The 15,652-nt window shown below is 72.9% G+C and carries 16 protein-coding genes; 5 read left to right on the top strand and 11 right to left on the bottom strand.

What is annotated here, in order from left to right:
• Positions 1 to 28: 28 nt before the first annotated feature.
• The gene (locus tag A4R43_RS00460) at positions 29 to 646 is read left to right on the top strand and encodes a TetR/AcrR family transcriptional regulator (RefSeq protein ID WP_113690461.1); all 618 of its coding nucleotides are present in this window, start codon (positions 29 to 31) and stop codon (positions 644 to 646) included.
• On the opposite strand, the gene A4R43_RS00465 is transcribed toward A4R43_RS00460, so the two are convergent.
• Positions 636 to 1,520, bottom strand: coding sequence for a LysR family transcriptional regulator (locus A4R43_RS00465; RefSeq protein ID WP_113690462.1), 885 nt, complete (start codon positions 1,518 to 1,520; stop codon positions 636 to 638). The two genes, A4R43_RS00460 and A4R43_RS00465, sit on opposite strands and share 11 nt — an antisense overlap.
• Before the next feature lie 82 nt (positions 1,521 to 1,602).
• On the opposite strand from A4R43_RS00465, the gene A4R43_RS00470 reads away from it, so the two are divergent.
• Complete coding sequence (locus A4R43_RS00470; RefSeq protein WP_113697264.1) at positions 1,603 to 2,520, top strand: DMT family transporter; 918 nt, start codon at positions 1,603 to 1,605, stop codon at positions 2,518 to 2,520.
• Here A4R43_RS00470 and A4R43_RS00475 read toward each other — a convergent pair.
• Entirely contained in the window at positions 2,510 to 3,514 is a 1,005-nt protein-coding gene (locus A4R43_RS00475; protein WP_113690463.1) for a helix-turn-helix domain-containing protein, read from the bottom strand. The genes A4R43_RS00470 and A4R43_RS00475 overlap by 11 nt on opposite strands.
• A 92-nt stretch (positions 3,515 to 3,606) precedes the next feature.
• Here A4R43_RS00475 and A4R43_RS00480 point away from each other — a divergent pair, with 92 nt between their 5' ends.
• Complete coding sequence (locus A4R43_RS00480) at positions 3,607 to 4,053, top strand: hypothetical protein (RefSeq protein ID WP_113690464.1); 447 nt, start codon at positions 3,607 to 3,609, stop codon at positions 4,051 to 4,053.
• A gap of 1 nt (position 4,054) precedes the next feature.
• Here the strand turns inward: A4R43_RS00480 and A4R43_RS00485 are convergent, their stop codons facing one another.
• The 3 genes from A4R43_RS00485 to A4R43_RS00495 all read right to left on the bottom strand — a co-directional run bounded on the left by A4R43_RS00485 (position 4,055) and on the right by A4R43_RS00495 (position 6,860).
• Entirely contained in the window at positions 4,055 to 5,047 is a 993-nt protein-coding gene (locus A4R43_RS00485) for a patatin-like phospholipase family protein (RefSeq protein ID WP_236808681.1), read from the bottom strand.
• Positions 5,048 to 5,112: 65 nt separating this feature from the next.
• Positions 5,113 to 6,264, bottom strand: a complete 1,152-nt coding sequence (locus A4R43_RS00490) for an FAD-dependent monooxygenase (RefSeq protein WP_113690465.1) — start codon at positions 6,262 to 6,264, stop codon at positions 5,113 to 5,115.
• A complete protein-coding gene (locus A4R43_RS00495; RefSeq protein WP_113690466.1) occupies positions 6,261 to 6,860 on the bottom strand; it encodes a TetR/AcrR family transcriptional regulator in 600 nt (199 codons plus the stop codon). Before A4R43_RS00495 ends, A4R43_RS00490 begins: the two co-directional genes overlap by 4 nt.
• A 103-nt stretch (positions 6,861 to 6,963) precedes the next feature.
• Here A4R43_RS00495 and A4R43_RS00500 point away from each other — a divergent pair, with 103 nt between their 5' ends.
• Positions 6,964 to 8,127, top strand: a complete 1,164-nt coding sequence (locus A4R43_RS00500) for an FAD-dependent oxidoreductase (protein ID WP_236808683.1) — start codon at positions 6,964 to 6,966, stop codon at positions 8,125 to 8,127.
• A gap of 4 nt (positions 8,128 to 8,131) precedes the next feature.
• On the opposite strand, the gene A4R43_RS00505 is transcribed toward A4R43_RS00500, so the two are convergent.
• From A4R43_RS00505 to A4R43_RS00515, 3 genes are read right to left on the bottom strand one after another with little or no spacing between them, the layout of a single operon-like run.
• Entirely contained in the window at positions 8,132 to 8,527 is a 396-nt protein-coding gene (locus tag A4R43_RS00505; RefSeq protein WP_113690468.1) for a VOC family protein, read from the bottom strand.
• Between the two features lie 53 nt (positions 8,528 to 8,580).
• Positions 8,581 to 9,951 carry a serine hydrolase domain-containing protein gene (locus A4R43_RS00510; protein WP_113690469.1) on the bottom strand — a complete coding sequence of 457 codons (1,371 nt, stop codon included), beginning with the start codon at positions 9,949 to 9,951 and terminating at the stop codon, positions 8,581 to 8,583.
• 10 nt (positions 9,952 to 9,961) lie between these two features.
• Positions 9,962 to 10,447, bottom strand: a complete 486-nt coding sequence (locus A4R43_RS00515) for a helix-turn-helix domain-containing protein (RefSeq protein WP_113690470.1) — start codon at positions 10,445 to 10,447, stop codon at positions 9,962 to 9,964.
• Between the two features lie 58 nt (positions 10,448 to 10,505).
• On the opposite strand from A4R43_RS00515, the gene A4R43_RS00520 reads away from it, so the two are divergent.
• Positions 10,506 to 11,381, top strand: coding sequence for a S41 family peptidase (locus A4R43_RS00520; protein ID WP_113690471.1), 876 nt, complete (start codon positions 10,506 to 10,508; stop codon positions 11,379 to 11,381).
• On the opposite strand, the gene A4R43_RS00525 is transcribed toward A4R43_RS00520, so the two are convergent.
• Genes A4R43_RS00525 through A4R43_RS00535 form a run of 3 tightly spaced genes read right to left on the bottom strand, consistent with a single transcriptional unit; the run spans position 11,342 to position 15,605 of the window.
• A complete protein-coding gene (locus A4R43_RS00525; RefSeq protein ID WP_113690472.1) occupies positions 11,342 to 13,048 on the bottom strand; it encodes an ABC transporter ATP-binding protein in 1,707 nt (568 codons plus the stop codon). The genes A4R43_RS00520 and A4R43_RS00525 overlap by 40 nt on opposite strands.
• Entirely contained in the window at positions 13,045 to 14,712 is a 1,668-nt protein-coding gene (locus A4R43_RS00530) for an ABC transporter ATP-binding protein (RefSeq protein WP_113690473.1), read from the bottom strand. The genes A4R43_RS00525 and A4R43_RS00530 overlap by 4 nt, the downstream gene beginning before the upstream one ends.
• Positions 14,709 to 15,605, bottom strand: coding sequence for an alpha/beta hydrolase (locus A4R43_RS00535; RefSeq protein ID WP_113697266.1), 897 nt, complete (start codon positions 15,603 to 15,605; stop codon positions 14,709 to 14,711). Before A4R43_RS00535 ends, A4R43_RS00530 begins: the two co-directional genes overlap by 4 nt.
• Between the last annotated feature and the right edge of the window lie 47 nt (positions 15,606 to 15,652).

Consider the following 15,652-nt stretch of genomic DNA (forward strand, 5'->3'; position numbering starts at 1 on the left):
GCAAAGCTATGTTATGTAATCTGACCGGATGGCCAGGGCGAAGGATCCGGCGGTGCGCACGCTGCTGCTCGAACGCGCCGCGCAGATGCTGCGCACCCGCGAGCCGATCACGCTGCGCTCGCTGGTGGCCGGGACCTGTGTGTCGACGATGGCCGTCTACACGCACTTCGGCAGCATGGACGGGATGTGGCAGGCCCTGCGCCAGGAGGGCTTCACCCGCCTGGCGGCCAGGTTCGCCGAGCTGGAGCCGTCGCCGGACCCGGTGCGGGACCTGGCCGCGCTGGTCGCCGCCTACCTGCGGAACGCGCTGGAGCACCCCGACCTGTACCGGGTGATGTTCGACGCGAACTTCGAACTGGAGGACCTCAAGGCAGCCGACGCGACGCTGGAGTACCTGGTGCGGGCCGCCGACCGCGGCCGGGCAGCCGGCCGGTTCCGCGACGAGGTCGTGCCGCTGGACCTGGCCACGCAGAGCTGGGCCATCGGCCACGGCCTGGTTTCCCTGGTGGCCAACGGGCCGCTGCCCCGCGACACGCTCGACTACGGCGTGCCCATGCTGACCGCGTTGTACGTCAGCGTCGGCGACGATCCCGGCGACTGCCGCGCCTCGGTCGAAGCGGGCTGGGCGCGGCTGGTCACCGGATGAGCGCCATCAGCAGTTCGACCGTGCGCCGCGCGGCCGGGTGCTCGGCGGCCGACTTCTTCACCGCGACGCTGATGCGCCGCGCCGGGCGTGGTTCGACCACCGGCACGGTGGTCAGCCCGGCGGGCAGCTCGCGGATGCCCAGCTCCGGGAGCACCGTGATGCCGATTCCGGTGGCCACGAAGGAAATCGCGGTCCGGTAGTCGTGGGTTTCCACGGCGAACCGCGGGGAGAACCCGGCCCGCGCGCACGCGGTGAGCAGGAGGCGGCGGCACGCGCCCTGCCGCAGGTCGTTGTCCACCCAGGAGCGTGCCGCCAGGTCCGCGAGCGGAACCTGGGCGGCACCGGCGAGGGGGTCGTCGGTGCGGACCACGGCCAGGTACGGGTCGTCGACCAGCCGGTGCACCTCGACGTGGGCGGCCCGCTCGCCGGCGTCGTTGTTCTCGTTGTCCTCGACGAAGATGTCCACGTCCGGATCACCGCCGGTGAACTCGGTCAGCCGCAGGTCCAGGCGCAGCTCGGGGAACTCGGCCCGCAGCGCGGCCACCACCGGTGCCAGCCAGGTCTCGCCCGCCGAGCCGAAGTAGCCGATCGACAGGCTGCCCACCCGCCCGGCCCGCAGGTCCTCCACCACCTGCTCGACCTGGCTCAGCGCCTCGAACAGCGTCTCGGCCTCGGCGGCGAGCGTGCGGCCCGCGTCGGTCGGCTCGATGCCGCGACCGGCCTTTTCGAACAGCCGGAGGCCGGTTTCCCGTTGCAGCGCGGCGAGTTGCTGGCTCACCGCGGACGGGGTGTAGCCGAGCGCGGCGGCGCTCGCCCGGATCGAGCCGGTGGCGATGACGGCCCGCAGCACGCGCAGCCGGACAACGTCGAGCATGCCGCCGACTGTACAGACCGACTTAACAAAGGTGTAGAACTAATCGCTTGTGCTGTCGTATTCGGTCGAAGACGATGACGGCGTGACCGATCTTCAGACCGCCCCCGCCCCACCCCGTGTCCCGATCGCCGCCCGGACCGCCGCGGCCGTGGTGCTCACCGTGGTGCTGTGGGCCTCGGCCTTCGTGGCGATCCGCGACCTGGGGCACACGCTTTCACCGGCGCCGATGGCGCTCGCGCGGCTGGCCGTCGCGGCGGCCGCGCTGACCCTGCTGGTGTTGTTCCGGCGGCGCCGCACGCCGATCGTGCTGCCGCCGCGGCGTCAGCTGCTGCTGATCTCGGTGTACGCGGTGCTGTGGCTGGCCGGGTACACCGTCGCGCTCAACGCCGCCGAACGGCACGTCGACGCGGGCACCGCGGCGCTGCTGGTCAACATCGCGCCGCTGCTGGTGGCCGTGGCCGCCGGGAAGGTGCTGGGGGAGGGCTACTCGCGGCCGCTGATCATCGGCTCGGTGGTGGCGATGGGCGGGGTCGCGGTGATCGCCATGGGCTCGGACTCGCAGCGCGACTGGCTCGGCATCGTCCTTTGTGTACTGGCGGCGCTGCTGTACGCGGCCGGGGTGCTGGTGCAGAAGCTGACCCTGCGCTCGGTGGACGGGCTGACCGCGATCTGGCTCGGCTGCGTGATCGGCACCGTCGCGCTGCTGCCGTGGGCACCGCAACTGGTCGCCGAACTGCGTGTGGCCCCGGCCGGTGCCGTGCTCGGGGTGGTCTACCTCGGCCTGTTCCCGACCGCGATCGGCTTCACCGCGTGGGCCTACGCGCTGCGTCGCATGGACGCCGGCCGCCTCAGCGCGACCACCTATGCCGTGCCCGCGGTGTCGGTGCTGCTGTCGTGGCTGCTGCTGGCCGAGGTGCCCACCGTGTACGGCCTGGCGGGCGGCGCGATCTGCCTGGCTGGCGTGGCCATCGCCCGGCGGCGGCCCGCGGTCAGCCGCTGAGCGCGGTGAGCAGTTCGTCGCGCCCGTGCACGCCGGTTTTGCGGAAGATCGCGCGCAGGTGGTCGTTGACGGTGTGCACGGACAGCTCCAGCCGCCGGGCGATCTGCTTGGCCGCGGCCGCCTCGCGCAGCTGGCCGACCACCTGCCGTTCCCGGTCGGTCAGGCCGTACCAGGCACACAGCGACGGCAGCAGCTGGGCGGCGGTCGCCGCCTGGATCACCACGGTGACGTCGTCGCCGAGGCGTTCGGCCTGGCAGGCGATCCACCGGCCGTAGCTGGCCGCCGGCCCGACCACCAGCGGGGAGCCGCCGGAGCGCGTCGCGGCGGACAGGCCGGCGAAGAAGGCCTTGCCGGTCCACGGCGGCGCGGCGTGCCGGGCGCTCAGGCACCGCTGCCAGTCGACCGCGTTCGCGGTGGCCGACCGGATCCGGTGGTCGGGTCCGACCACCAGCACACCGGGCGCCGGGCTCGGCGAAGCCGGGCACAACGGCACGGCCGTGACGTACTCACGCAGGAAGGCGACCAGCGTCGGCGTCAGCCGCGCGGCCGCGGCGACCTCCGCCTCGCCGAACTGCCTGCCGCCCGCCGACCGCAGCAGGCCGAGCGTGCCCCACACCCCGCGCGCGTCCCGCAGCACCATCCGCAGCTCGCTGCCGACGCCGTGCCCGGCGAACAGGCGACGCGCCGCCGTGTGCCGCCGATCCACCCCGACCACCACGGCCGGGACCGGCCACGCGGCGAATTCGGCCCAGCGGTGCGGGTCCTCGCCGGTGTGGCAGGCGTTCAGCAGCGCCTGGCCGAAATCGGGTTCGTAGCCGTGCCAGAAGGAGAAGGAGCAGAGCGCACCGGGTTCACCGCCGCTGAGCCGGATGGCGTCGTGCGGCACCGCGGCCGAGACGGCCCGCGAAAGCGCGGCCCCTGCCTCGGCCCAGTCCACCCCGTGCCCGGCTGCCGCGAGCAGCTCACGCAGCGGCCGTCCCCCCGACCGGATCACGGATCGAGCATGGCCCGCGCCGGCCGGGCAGCGCAATGGCGCGTTCGTGTCAAAACGGGACCGGTCCCGGGTGGTCACCCCACAATGGGCGGATGTCCGCGCGTCTCAGCCCGTTCCGGGCTCCCCGGCTCTACGTCCGCCTCGCCGCGGCGCTGGCGATCGGTTACGCCGCCTGGCTGCTGCTCGTGCCGATCACCGTCGACTACACCGCGGGCGAGCGCGGGGTCACCGTCGAACGCACGCTCTACTCGTGGTGGACGAACCACCACACCATCATCGGCATGGGGCCCGAGCTGGACAGCGACGAGGTGGTGGCGATGGTGCTGTTCGACTGCGGCAATTCCTTCGGCCCCGGTGAGCACCCGGCGCACTCGGCCGAGGACGGGCCCGCTGCCTGCGCGGAGGTCGAAGGCCCGCGACGCGTCATCGGCATCGGGCTGGCGGTGCTCGGGGTGGCCGCGTTCGGGCTCGCCGTGAAGGTCCCCGCCGAGCGGCTCACCCGATCGGACCGCGAAGAGGAGCGCCGCCTGCGGGAGTGACCTAGTGCTCCGGGGACGGGACCGGCCCCAGGATGCTGGCGGGCAGCAGCGACCGCACGGCGTCCCGGCCTGCTTCGAAGGCGGTGCGCAGCCTCCCGCCGTCGGATTCGAGGCGGGTGATGTGCGGGGACGCGTCCGACGGGCGGATCGACAGCAGCGCGGGACCGTCGCGGTCCTCGTCGGCGTCGTACCGCGCGAGCAGCAGGTCCGCCGCGGCGAGTTGCGCGTCCCCGGCGAGGAAGACGGCTCGCAGTTCGCGGTAGCGCCGCATGCCGAACCGCGCGACCAGCCGGTAGCCGAGCGAGGGCCGCTCCCGTTGCGGCGCCCGGTCCACCCGGCGACGCGAGCGCAGCACCAGCACGTGCGTCGCGCCGTCCCGCAGGGCCTGGTGGAACGGGATCGACTCGGCCACCCCGGCGTCGTAGTAGCGGTTGGGCCCGATCGCCACCGGGCGCCCGGCCAGCAGGGGCATCGCCGCGCTGGCACGCAACGCCAGCCGCAGCGCACGTTCGTCGGTGAGGTGGCCGTGCAGGTCCACCGGCGCGCCCGTGGCCACGTCGGTGGCCAGCGGGTGGAACTCGATCGGGTTCGCCAGCACCGAGGCGTAGTCGAGCGGGAACTGGCTGGTGTACACCACTTCGACCAGCTGCTCGACGTCGACGACCGGGCGGGCGCGCAGCAGGTTGCGCTTGCGGATCAGCGCCCGCGCGAAGGTCGGATCGGTCCAGCCGTGCAGCCCTTCCGGCCTGCTGCTGAGCAGCCACGCCCCGGAGATCGCGCCCGCGGACGAGCCGTAGACCGCGTCGAACGCGGGCAGCAGCCCGAGTTCCTTGAGCGTCCAGGCCATGCCGGCCGAAACCGTGCCGCGCATGCCGCCGCCCTCGATGGCCAGCGCCACCCGGTAACCGTCCCGCCGCGCGCCCGGCTTGCTGCGCGTGGCCGTGCGTTTCGCGAGCACCGACAACAGCCGGTGCTCGTTGCTCGTGCTGCCCACCCAAGTGTTCCCCTCAGTCGCCGATCTCGTGTTCCCCACCAGTATTTCGACCGCCGCAACCAGGTTCAGGCGGGGCGCAGGGCCGGTGGTGACCACGAAGCGTGCCGCATGATCGCGCGTGCGCTCAGTCCCGGTGGCAGCAGGCGCAGGGCGGTGTCACGGAGGGCGACCGCCGCCGGGTGCGTCAGCTGCTGGCCCAGCCGGCTCGCCTGCCGGGCCGCCCGCGCGATGGCCTGGCTGCGCGGGCGGCGCTCGGTGTCGTAGCGGGCCAGCGCGGCGTCGGCGGAAGTGCTTCCGGCGAGCGCGGCGGCGAGCACCACCGCGTCCTCCAGCGCCTGGCAGGCGCCCTGCCCGAGGTTCGGCACCATCGCGTGGGCGGCGTCGCCGAGCAGGACCACGCGCCCGGCGCGGTAGCTGGGCAGCGGGGTGACGATCTCGTGGATGTCGTGGTGCAGCACGGCTTCCGGCTCGGTCGCGGCCAGGAACGCCGGAATCGGCTCGTGCCAGCCGCCGAACCGCCGTCGCAGCTCGGCGAGCGGGTCCGGGAAGCGGACCCCGGCGGGGCCGGTCAGCACGGCGTGCCACTCGATCCGCCCGTCGGCGAAGAGGAGGTGGCCGAATTCCGCGCCGCGGCCCCAGGTGAGTTCGAACTCGTCGGCGGGCACGACCGGTGGTGCCGTGATCGCGCGCAGCACGGTCGAGCCGCTGTGGACCGCGCCGGGATGGCCGGGGAACAACTGCGCGCGCAACCGGCTGTGCACCCCGTCCGCGGCCACCACCACGTCGGCGTCGAGCACCTCGCTCCCCAGTTTCACCCGTGCGCCGCCCGGATCCGAAACGTCCACAGAAGACACTTCGGCGCCGATGCGCAGCGCGCCGCCGGGCAGCGCGTCCCGGAGCAGCCGGTGCAGCACGGCGCGGGGAATGCCGAGCGGGGTGAACTCCGTGCCGGTCGCGGTCATCCGCGCGAGCGGCCGCCCGGCCGGTGTGCGGGTCGAGGTGGTGCGCTGCCGCCTGCCCGCCGCGCGCACGGCTTCGCCGACGCCCAATTCGTCCAGCGCGCGCAACCCGTTGGCGTGCAAGGAGATGCCCGCGCCGACGTCGGCGAGTTCGGTGGCGCGCTCGGCCACCACCACTTCCCAGCCGATCAACCGCAGGCCGATCGCGGTGGCCATGCCGCCGATGCCCCCGCCGACCACCACGGCTTTCCCGGTCATTCCGCCGGTGCCTTTCCGCTGGTGACCGCGTCGAGCAGGGCGGTGACCGCCGGCCGGACGCGGGCGCCGAGGTCCGGCGTACCGCTGAGCGCGACGCGCTGCAACACGCCGACGACCGCGAGCGCCAGCGCGGCGGGATCGGCGGCCTCGGCGAGCCTGCCGAGCCGCTGTTCCTCGGTGAGGTACGCGGTCGCGGCGTTCTCGACGGCTTCGAGCCCGGCCGTCCGGTCGCCGAGGACCGCGCGGATCTTGTCCGGCAATCGCGGCCTGGCCGCGATGAGCCGCGACAACGCCAGCAGCGTGCCCGGCGGCGTCGAGAGCAGGGCCTCGCAAACGTTCGCGGCGACGGTTCCGGTGCCCGCCCGCTCGGGCAGCGCGGCCGCCGCGGCGGAGATCAGGAAGCTGCGATCGACGGCGTAGGCGGCCAGGAAGTCGTCGAAGTCGGCGAAGTGCGCGTACAGCAGCCCGGTCGCCACCCCCGCCTCGCCGGTGATCGCCCGTCCGCTCAGCTTGCCGGGGCCGTCACGGACCACCAGCTGCTCGACCGCGGCGAACAGCTGCTGCCTGACCTCGGGAATGGCAACGCCTCTTGGCACGGGCCGAGTCTACTGCCGGGGGTTGCGCCGAGAATGAGCAAGTGCTCATACTAGGTTTGAGCATCTGCTCATACTTCGGCGTGCGGGAGAGACAGTGTCGTTTTTGGCGGATTCACAACGGGTCGTGGTGGCCGGAGCGGGCATCGCCGGGCTGGCGACGGCGCTCAGCCTGCACCGGGCGGGCCGGGAGGTGCTCGTGGTCGAGCGCGCCCCGGGGCGGCGCAGCAGCGGGTACCTGGTGAACCTCGCGGGCGTCGGCTACGACGCCGCGGAACGGCTGGGGTTGCTGCCCGCGCTGGCCCGAAGCGACCTGGGCGTGTTCACGTCGATCCTGGTCAAGGCCGACGGGCGCAAGAAGTTCACCGTTCCGGCGGCGGTCGCGCAGGCCGCGGTGGGGCCGCGGATGCTCACGGTGTTCCGCGGTGACCTGGAATCCGCGTTGTACGAGCAGGTGCGGTCGGTGGTGGAAATCCGGTTCGGCACCACGGTCACCGAGGTGCGCCAGGACGAACAAGAGGTACGGGTGTCGTTGAGCGACGGCACCACCGAGCAGGCCGGGCTCCTGGTCGGCGCGGACGGCCTGCACTCCGGTGTGCGTGAACTGGTGTTCGGCGCCGAGGGCAAGGTGGACCTGCGCCACCTGGTCGGTGCCTTCCCGCTGGACCACGTTCCGGCGGACGTGCCGGAGGGCGCGGGCACCACGTTCATCGGCCCGGGACGGACCGCGGCGGTGATGAACCTCGGGCCGGGCCGGTCGTCGGCCTTCTTCACCTACCGCGCCGAAGACCCGGCGGCCGAGCTGGCGCTGGGACCGGCCGCCGCGTTGTCCGGCGCGTTCGGTGACCTGGGCGGTGGCGTGCCGGACGCGTTGCGGCAGCTCGAAACCGACGCGGGCGCGTACTTCGATTCGGTGTGCCAGGTGGTGCTCGACCGGTGGAGCCGGGGCCGGGTGGTGCTGCTCGGCGACGCGGCCTGGTGCGTCACCCTGTTCGCCGGGTACGGGGCGGCGCTCGCGCTGGCCGGTGCCGAGCGGCTGGCCTCCACTTTGGACGAACAGGGTGACGACGTGCCGTCCGCGCTGGCCGCGTGGGAGGCGGGCCTGCGCCCGGAGGTGGTCAAGCGGCAGGCCATGGCACGCAAGGGGATCGGCCAGTTCGCGCCGTCCGGCAAGGCCGAGATCTGGGCCCGGGACCTGATGCTGCGGGCCATCCGGCTGCCCGGCGTCAGCGGCCTGATCCGGCGGTCGATCGAGCGGGCGAACCGGTAGCGGGTCAGGCGGCCGTGGCGACCTTCCACAGGTAACCGTCGGGGTCGGCGAAGTAGCCGGAGTAACCGCCCCAGTCGGCGGCTTCGGCCGGTTTGACCACGGTGGCGCCCGCGGCCTCGGCGGCGGTCATCACCTCGTCCACGGTGGCACGGGAGTCGGTGATGAAGTGGAACGAGGAGCCGCGGAAACCCGATCCCTCCGGGGAAACACCGGCGTCCGCGGCCGCCGCGTCCCATTCGTAGAGCGCCAGCTTCGGCGACCCGTCGCCGAGCCCGCACGTGACAAACCCGGGGTAGTCCTGCTCGACCGTGCAGCCGAGGCCGGTGGCGTAGAACTCCTTGGCGCGGTCGACGTCCTGCACACCCAGCATGATGGTGCTCACCTGCAGTTTCGGGTTCATGGCGGCCAGCCTAGGGCGGCGCGATCGGGCCCGCTTCTCGATTCCTGACCGCCTCAGACGCGAGGGGCCGCGCGCATGCCGAAGTAGACGTACGGCCTGCCGTCCGGCAGGGTGCCGAAGACCAGCGGCAGCCACGGCGCGCTGACCGGCCCCATGCCCGGCATCGCCAGCACGGTGTCCGACACCGGCACCAGCTCGGCCTCCAGCGGCGGCGAGTAGTCCGCCATGCCGCCGATCAGCTCGGCCCGCACCCACGGCGTGCCGTCCCGCTCGCCGATCGTCAGGCGCACGCCTTCCCGTTCATACGTGCCAGCCAGCGGAGCGACATCGACCGCGGGCGGTTCCGCCGCGGGCGCGAAGATGTCGGGCATGCGCACACCGGCCAGGTCACCGAGCAGTTCCTGGAACAGATCGACGAAGAAGCTCGTCGCCTCGCCGCCGTTGGTCAGCAGGGCGGCGGCGAACCCGCGCCCGGGCACCACGCGCAGGTAGGAGAACTGCCCACCCGAAGCGCCGTCGTGCCCATATCCGGCGACACCGTCCCAGTCGTACAGCGCCCAGCCGTAACCCCAGCCGCTGGTCATGAACGACCAGGTGTCCGGGGTGTCCATCACGTGCTGCCGCATCACGGCCGCCGACTCGGCGGACAGCACACGCGTGCCATCCGGGGCGAGGCCGTTTTCGAGGTGCATGCGCGCGAAGCGGATCAGGTCGGCGGCGGTGAACAGCACCCGCCCGTACGGCCCGCCCGAGCGCGGCAGCATGTCCCACACCGGCGCGGGTTCCGGATCGGTGCCCAGCTCGCCGAGATGGCTCATCGCCACGCGGAACCGCAGCGCCTCTTCGGGCAGCGTCATCGAGTGCTCGAGCCCGAGCGGTTCGAAAATCCGCTCGCGCAACGCGTTGTCCCAGGTCTGCCCGGTGAGCACCTCGACGATCCGGCCGAGGATCGCGTATCCGGTGCTGGCGTAGGAAACCACGGTCTCCGGCGGGCAGTCCCGGCCGACCTCCCGGCACGCTTCGACGTACCGCGCGAGGCAGTCGTCACCGCGGCCGGTGTCGCGGGTGAAGTCACCGGCGATCCCGCTGGTGTGGCTGAGCAACTGCCCCACGGTCACGTTCTTCGCCAGTTCGCCGTCGGCGAGTTCGAAGCCAGGCAGCAGATCGGCGACCCGGCTGTCCAGCCGCAGCTGGCCCGCGTCGACCAGCTGCATCACCAGCGTCGCGGTGTACACCTTGGCGATCGAACCCGACTGGAACACCGAGTCCGGGGTCGCCTCGACCCCGGTGCCGCGGTGCAGCACCCCGCTGGCCAGTTCGTGGATCTCCCCGTCCACCAGCACCGCCAGCGCGGCGCCGGGGACATGACGTGCGGCGCGGAACTCGTCTAGGCGGCGCTGCCAGCGCGCATGATCGAAATTCATGTGGCCGACGTTAGTGGGTCCGGCGGTACACCCCGACCAATACGCCGTATTCGGCCTCGCGCGGGGTTTCCGGCAGGTCGTGCACGAGGGTTTCGAGGTGCTCGTGGAGCGCACGCGCCTGTGCCGCGGTCAGCCGGACCACGCGGTGGAGCAGCAGGTTCCGCTCGTCGTCGGGGATCTCGTCGGCGATGGTGGACAGCATCGCGTGGGTGGCTTCGCCGTTCTCGCCGGGGCCGAAGCGGACGTTGCGCGCGGTCTTGACGAAGTACTGCTCGGTGCCGCCGCGCACGGTCCGCGTCGGCCCCTTGCGCACGAGTCCGGCCTCGACGAGCACCCTGAGGTGGTGCGCGATGTTGCCCTTGTTGACGCGCAGGCGGTTCGCGAGCTGGCTGATCGTGGCGCCGTCAGGGCCGAGGTCGCGCCAGATCCGGTGCCGCGTCGGGTGCGCGAAAGCCCGCAGCTGCGCCGGGCTGGTGGCGTGCAGGGCGTCGGTCATGGAATCAAGCGTCAAGGACAGTTGCCGCTTGCGCAAGCCTGCCCGTTGACTGACGCCCATGACCGACTTCATCCAGAAGCTCGCGGACCTGGTGCGCGAGCGGTACATCCTCGACCACGACGCGCCCGCGATCACCGCGGACGTGCTCAGCCTGGACCTGACCGGGCTCGCGCCGGACGCCGTCGCCGAGGTGCTGACCAGCCGCCTGCAACGCACCAACAACGACCGCCACCTGCGGGTGCGGCACCAGCCGCGTGGCGCGGCCACCGGTTTCGACAGCGCCGAGTACGAGGCGCACTACGCGGCCGAGGCGCTGCGCAACGCGGGCGGGATCCGCGAGGTGCGGCTGCTCGACGATGGCGCCGGAGTTCTCACGATCGCGCCCTACCTCTCACCCGTGCACCTCGCCGAGCCGTACGTCCGCGCCGCCTTCACCCTGCTGTCCTCGGTCACGTCGCTGGTGATCGATCTGCGTGGCGGACGCGGCGGCACCCCGGAAACCGTGGCGCTGATCTGCGGGCACCTGCTCGGCGCACAGGCGGTGCACCTGCAGGACGTCGAGGAGCGCCACCGCCCGCCGCGCCAGTTCTGGACCACCCCCGCGGCGACCAGGATCGACGCGCCGATCCGGGTGCTCACCAGCCGCGAGACCTTCTCCGGGTGCGAGGAACTCGCCTACAACCTCCAGGCGCAGGGCCGCGCGATGGTGATCGGCGAGGTGACCGGCGGAGGCGCACACCCGGTCGAAGCGGTCGCGCTGACCGACGTGCTGGAGTTGCACCTGCCCGTCGCGCGCTCGGTCAACGCGGTCACCGGGACCAACTGGGAGCAGGTCGGCGTGCGGCCCGATGTCGAGTGCGCCGCGGCCGACGCACTCGACATCGCGCTCCGGGATCACGCCGGAGCGGTGGCGATCGCCCAGAAACCGGCGTAGCGCCCGCCGCGGCGGAGCAGCTCTTCGTGGGTGCCCTGCTCGGCGATCCGGCCGCGGTCGAGGAAAACCACGTGGTCGGCGCGCTGCACGGTCCGCAGCCGGTGTGCCACCAGCACCACGGTCCGGCCGGCCATCAGCCGTTCGACGCCTTCGTGGACCGCCGCTTCGTTCACCGGGTCCAGCGCGGAGGTCACCTCGTCCAGCAGCACGAGCGGCGCGTCCTTGAGCAGTGCCCGCGCGATCGACACGCGCTGGCGCTCCCCGCCGGACAGCAGCGCGCCGCCCTCGCCGACGTGCGCCGACCACCCGCCGGGCAGCCGTTCGACCACCTCGTCCAGCCGCGCGGCGCTCGCCGCCGCCCGCACCTCGGCGTCGGTCGCGTCGGGACGGCCGAGTCGCACGTTCTCCTCGATCGTGCCGTCGAAGAGGTAGACGTCCTGGAAAACGAAGGCGATCCGGGCCATCAGCGCCTCGGTGCTCAGCTCGCGCACGTCCACGCCGCCCACCCGCACCGCGCCCGCGTCCACGTCGTAGAACCGGGCGAGCAGCTGCAGCAGCGTGCTCTTGCCCGCGCCCGACGGCCCGACCACGGCGAGCCGCCGTCCCGCGGGCACGGTCAGCGACAGGTCGTCCACCACCACCCGGTCGCCGTGCCGGAAGGTGACCGAGTCGAACGCCAGGTCGTGGCCGTCCGGCAGGCGAGGCGCGGCGGGCTCCGGCAGCGGTTCGGTGCGCAGGACCGTGTCGAGTTTCGCCAGCACCGACCGGGCCCCGCGCAGCTTTCCGCCGATGTCGGCCAGCGACAGCAGCGGGTCCGCGCACCGGGCGGCCAGCACCAGGATCGCCAGCAGCTCGGCCGCGCCGATGTCACCACCGAGCGCGAGGTAGGCGCCCAGCACCAGCACGGCGGTGAACACGGCCTGCACCACGAGCGTCAGGCCGACCACCCCGGGCAGCGCCGCCAGCGTGGACCGGCGGGTCGCGCGCTGGACCTCCCGCAGCGAATCGTCGAGCAGCGCGAAGCGTTCCGCCGTCCGGCCGCCCGCCCGCAGCACCGGCTGCGCCTGGAGGAATTCGATGACGCGGCCGGTGGCCTCGTGATCACGTTCGGCGCGGTCCGCGTCGGCGGCGGCCATCGAGCGGCCCGTCCACACCTGCACCGCCGCCACCAGCGGCACGGCGAGCAACGCCGCCAGGCCCAGTGGCGGGTGGTACGCGAGCAGCACGGCCACGATGGTCAACGGCGTCACGCAGGCGGAAATGAACGGGGACAACAGATGCGCGATCACGCCCATCGACTCGAGCACCCCGTGACTGGCCACAGAGGACACTTCGCCGACCCGCGCGGCGCTGTACCAGCCCACCGGCAGCCGGGCCAGGTGGTCGCCGAGGCGGTGGTACATCCCGCGCAGCAACGTGGTCCCGGCACGGAATCCGGACAGGTCGCTGGTGTACCGCAGGACCGCGTAGACCGCCACGGCGGCACCGAACCCGGCCAGCCACGGCCACGCATCCGCCGGCGCGGCCCCGAAAAGCGCGCTCAGCACGGGCACCAGCAGCGCGTAGGACAGGCCCTCGGCCGCCGCCGTGACGGTCATCAGCACCACCGTGCGCCGCACCGGCCGGGCGTACGAATTTCCCAGTACGCGCAACAACATTCGGATCATCGGGACCTCCGGATCTCGGTGATGACGCCGTTGTCCAGCACCACCACGGTGTCCGCGCCGGCGATGGTTTCCGCGCGGTGCGCGATGACCAGGACCGTGCGGTCACCGCCCAGCGCGGCCAGCGCCCGCCGCACGGCCTGTTCGGTCTGCGGGTCGGCGAACGACGTGGCTTCGTCGAGCACCAGCACGGGCGCGTCGGCCAGCAGCGCGCGGGCGAGCGAGATCCGCTGCGCCTCGCCGCCCGACAGCCCGGTTTCCTCACCGAGCACGGTCTCGTAGCCGTGCGGCAGTTCGAGGATCCGCTCGTGGATGCCGGCCAGTTCCGCGGCGCGCACCACGTCGGTGAACTCGGCGTGCGGCACCGCCAGCGCGATGTTCTCGGCGACCGTCGCCCGCAGCAGGCGCACGTCCTGGAAGACAAACGAAACCCGCCGGTGCAGTTCCCGGCTGCCGATCTCCCGCAGGTCCACGCCCCCGAGCAGCACCGAACCGCCGGCCGGGTCGAAGAACCGCGGCAGCAGTTGGACCAAAGTGGACTTACCGCTGCCCGACGGCCCGGTGAGCGCGGTGACCGTGCCCGGTTCGAGCACCAGGTCGATGCCGCGCAGCACCTCGCGGCCGTTGTCGTAGGCGAACCGGACGTCCCGCAGTTCCACCCGGTTTCCGTTGGGTACCACCGGGTTCGCCGGTTCCGGCAGTGGTGGCACGGCGAGCACGTCCCGGATCCGGCCGACCGCGCGCCGGGCGGCCTGCAGATCGTCGAAGCCGTGGCCGAGCGCGGCCACCGGCGCGGTCAGGCCGAGGCCGAGCAACAGGAACGGCAGCAGGTCGGCCGGGGCGAGCGCACCCCCGGTGATCTTCACCGCGCCCCCGGTCAGTACCACCACCAGCACGAACGGCGGCGACAACGCCAGCTGCATCCCGGCCGCGGGCACCGACATGCCGTGCACCCAGCGGTTGAAGGTGCCGACAAAGGCGTCCGCGGCGGTGCGGAACCGCCGGTGCGCGCGCTCGGTGCCGCCGAACGCCTTGACCACCGCGATGCCCTGCACGAACTCGACCACCGAATTCGAGATCCGGCCCATGGCGGCGTCGAACTCCTCCTGCTCGCGCAGCCGGGTCGGCGTCATCATCAGCGGCACCATCGCGACGGCCAGCGCCACCGGGATCAGCGTGACCAGCGTCAGCCGCCAGTCGATGGACACCAGGTAGACCAGCGAAACCAGCGGCACCACAAACGCGGCGACCAGCTCACCGGGCGCGTGCGCGATGAACGGGTGCACCGCGCCGACGTCCTCGCCGACCACCTTCGCCAGTTCCCCCGTGCGGCGCCGCGAAAACCAGCCGATCGGCACGCGCCCCAGCCCTTCGGCCAGCCGGCGGCGGAACGACAGCTGCACGCGGCCGTCGAGCAGGTGCCCGATCCCGGAGGACGCCGCGGTGAACAGCAGCCGGACCAGCATGCCCGCCGCGCCCACCAGCACGATCAGCCACACGCGGTCCTGGTCCGGCGGTTCCGGCGCCAGGAGTATCCGGCCCAGCTCGACCACCGCCAGCAGCGGCGCCAACCCCGCGATGGCGCCGACGACCTGCAGGAGCACCACGGCCGCGAAACTCCCGGCATGCGGTCTCACCAGCCCGGCCAGGCGGGCGTCGGCCGTCATGGCGCGAGCGCCCGCCGCAGCGCGCCGCCGAGTTCGGCGATCTGGCGCTGCGACACGTCGGCGGTGATGATCGCCTGCGACCCGTGGAAGGTGCCCGCCCACTGGTGCAGTTCGACCGACACGCCCGCCCGCAGCAGGCGCACCGCGTACTCGATGTTCTCGTCGCGGTTGGGGCAGAACTCGGCACTGGCGATGTAGGCGGGCGGCAGTCCGGACAGGTCGGTGGCGCGGGCCGGGGCCGCATACGGCGTGGCTTCCCGCCCGCCCAGGTAGTGCCCCCACATCGCGCCGACCTTCTCGCGGTTCACCCAGGGCGTGTCGGTGAAGGCCTGCGCCGACCACGAGCCCTGCCGGTCGTCGAGGCCGGGCTGGTTGAGCAGCTGGAACCGGATCGGCGGCCCCTGCTCGTCGCGTGCCCGCAACGCCACACCCGCCGCGAGCCCGCCGCCCGCGCTGTGCCCGCCGACCGCGACGCGCTCGGGATCGATGCCGAACTCCGCGGCGTGCTCGACGGTCCACGCCAGCGCGGCGTAACTGTCGTCGAAGGCGGCCGGGAACGGGTTTTCCGGCGCCAGCCGGTAACCCACCGAAACCACCATGGTGCCCGCGGCCTCGGCGAGCCGCGCGGCCCACGGGTGCTCGGTGTCCAGCGTGCCCATCACCCAGCCACCGCCGTGCAGCCACACGACGGCACCCTGCGCCTCGTGCGGGCGGTAGACGCGCACGGGCACCTCCGGCTCCCCGGGCACCACGTGGTCCTCGACGGTCATGCCGCTGGTGTCCGGCTCGGGCACCGAAGCGGCCAGCTCGGCGAAGTTCTTGCGATCGACGGCCGGGTCGTTGAGGTTCGCGGGCGGGAAGAGCGGGACGAAGGCTTCGAGTTCGGGATCCATGCGGTCATGCTGCCGGGCGGCGAGCTGGTGGTCGTCCGCCACGCGTC

Origin of the sequence: Amycolatopsis albispora (assembly GCF_003312875.1) — a bacterium.
GTDB lineage: Bacteria > Actinomycetota > Actinomycetes > Mycobacteriales > Pseudonocardiaceae > Amycolatopsis > Amycolatopsis albispora.

What these genes read in the sequence shown, in the direction of transcription:
- A4R43_RS00515 (WP_113690470.1), bottom strand. Translation starts at nt 10,447, where the DNA reads ATGACCGACGCCCTGCACGCCACCAGCCCGGCGCAGCTGCGGGCTTTC.
- A4R43_RS00520 (WP_113690471.1), top strand. Translation starts at nt 10,506, where the DNA reads ATGACCGACTTCATCCAGAAGCTCGCGGACCTGGTGCGCGAGCGGTAC.
- A4R43_RS00535 (WP_113697266.1), bottom strand. Translation starts at nt 15,605, where the DNA reads ATGGATCCCGAACTCGAAGCCTTCGTCCCGCTCTTCCCGCCCGCGAAC.
- A4R43_RS00465 (WP_113690462.1), bottom strand. Translation starts at nt 1,520, where the DNA reads ATGCTCGACGTTGTCCGGCTGCGCGTGCTGCGGGCCGTCATCGCCACC.
- A4R43_RS00530 (WP_113690473.1), bottom strand. Translation starts at nt 14,712, where the DNA reads ATGACGGCCGACGCCCGCCTGGCCGGGCTGGTGAGACCGCATGCCGGG.
- A4R43_RS00460 (WP_113690461.1), top strand. Translation starts at nt 29, where the DNA reads ATGGCCAGGGCGAAGGATCCGGCGGTGCGCACGCTGCTGCTCGAACGC.
- A4R43_RS00510 (WP_113690469.1), bottom strand. Translation starts at nt 9,951, where the DNA reads ATGAATTTCGATCATGCGCGCTGGCAGCGCCGCCTAGACGAGTTCCGC.
- A4R43_RS00525 (WP_113690472.1), bottom strand. Translation starts at nt 13,048, where the DNA reads ATGATCCGAATGTTGTTGCGCGTACTGGGAAATTCGTACGCCCGGCCG.
- A4R43_RS00505 (WP_113690468.1), bottom strand. Translation starts at nt 8,527, where the DNA reads ATGAACCCGAAACTGCAGGTGAGCACCATCATGCTGGGTGTGCAGGAC.
- A4R43_RS00480 (WP_113690464.1), top strand. Translation starts at nt 3,607, where the DNA reads ATGTCCGCGCGTCTCAGCCCGTTCCGGGCTCCCCGGCTCTACGTCCGC.
- A4R43_RS00490 (WP_113690465.1), bottom strand. Translation starts at nt 6,264, where the DNA reads ATGACCGGGAAAGCCGTGGTGGTCGGCGGGGGCATCGGCGGCATGGCC.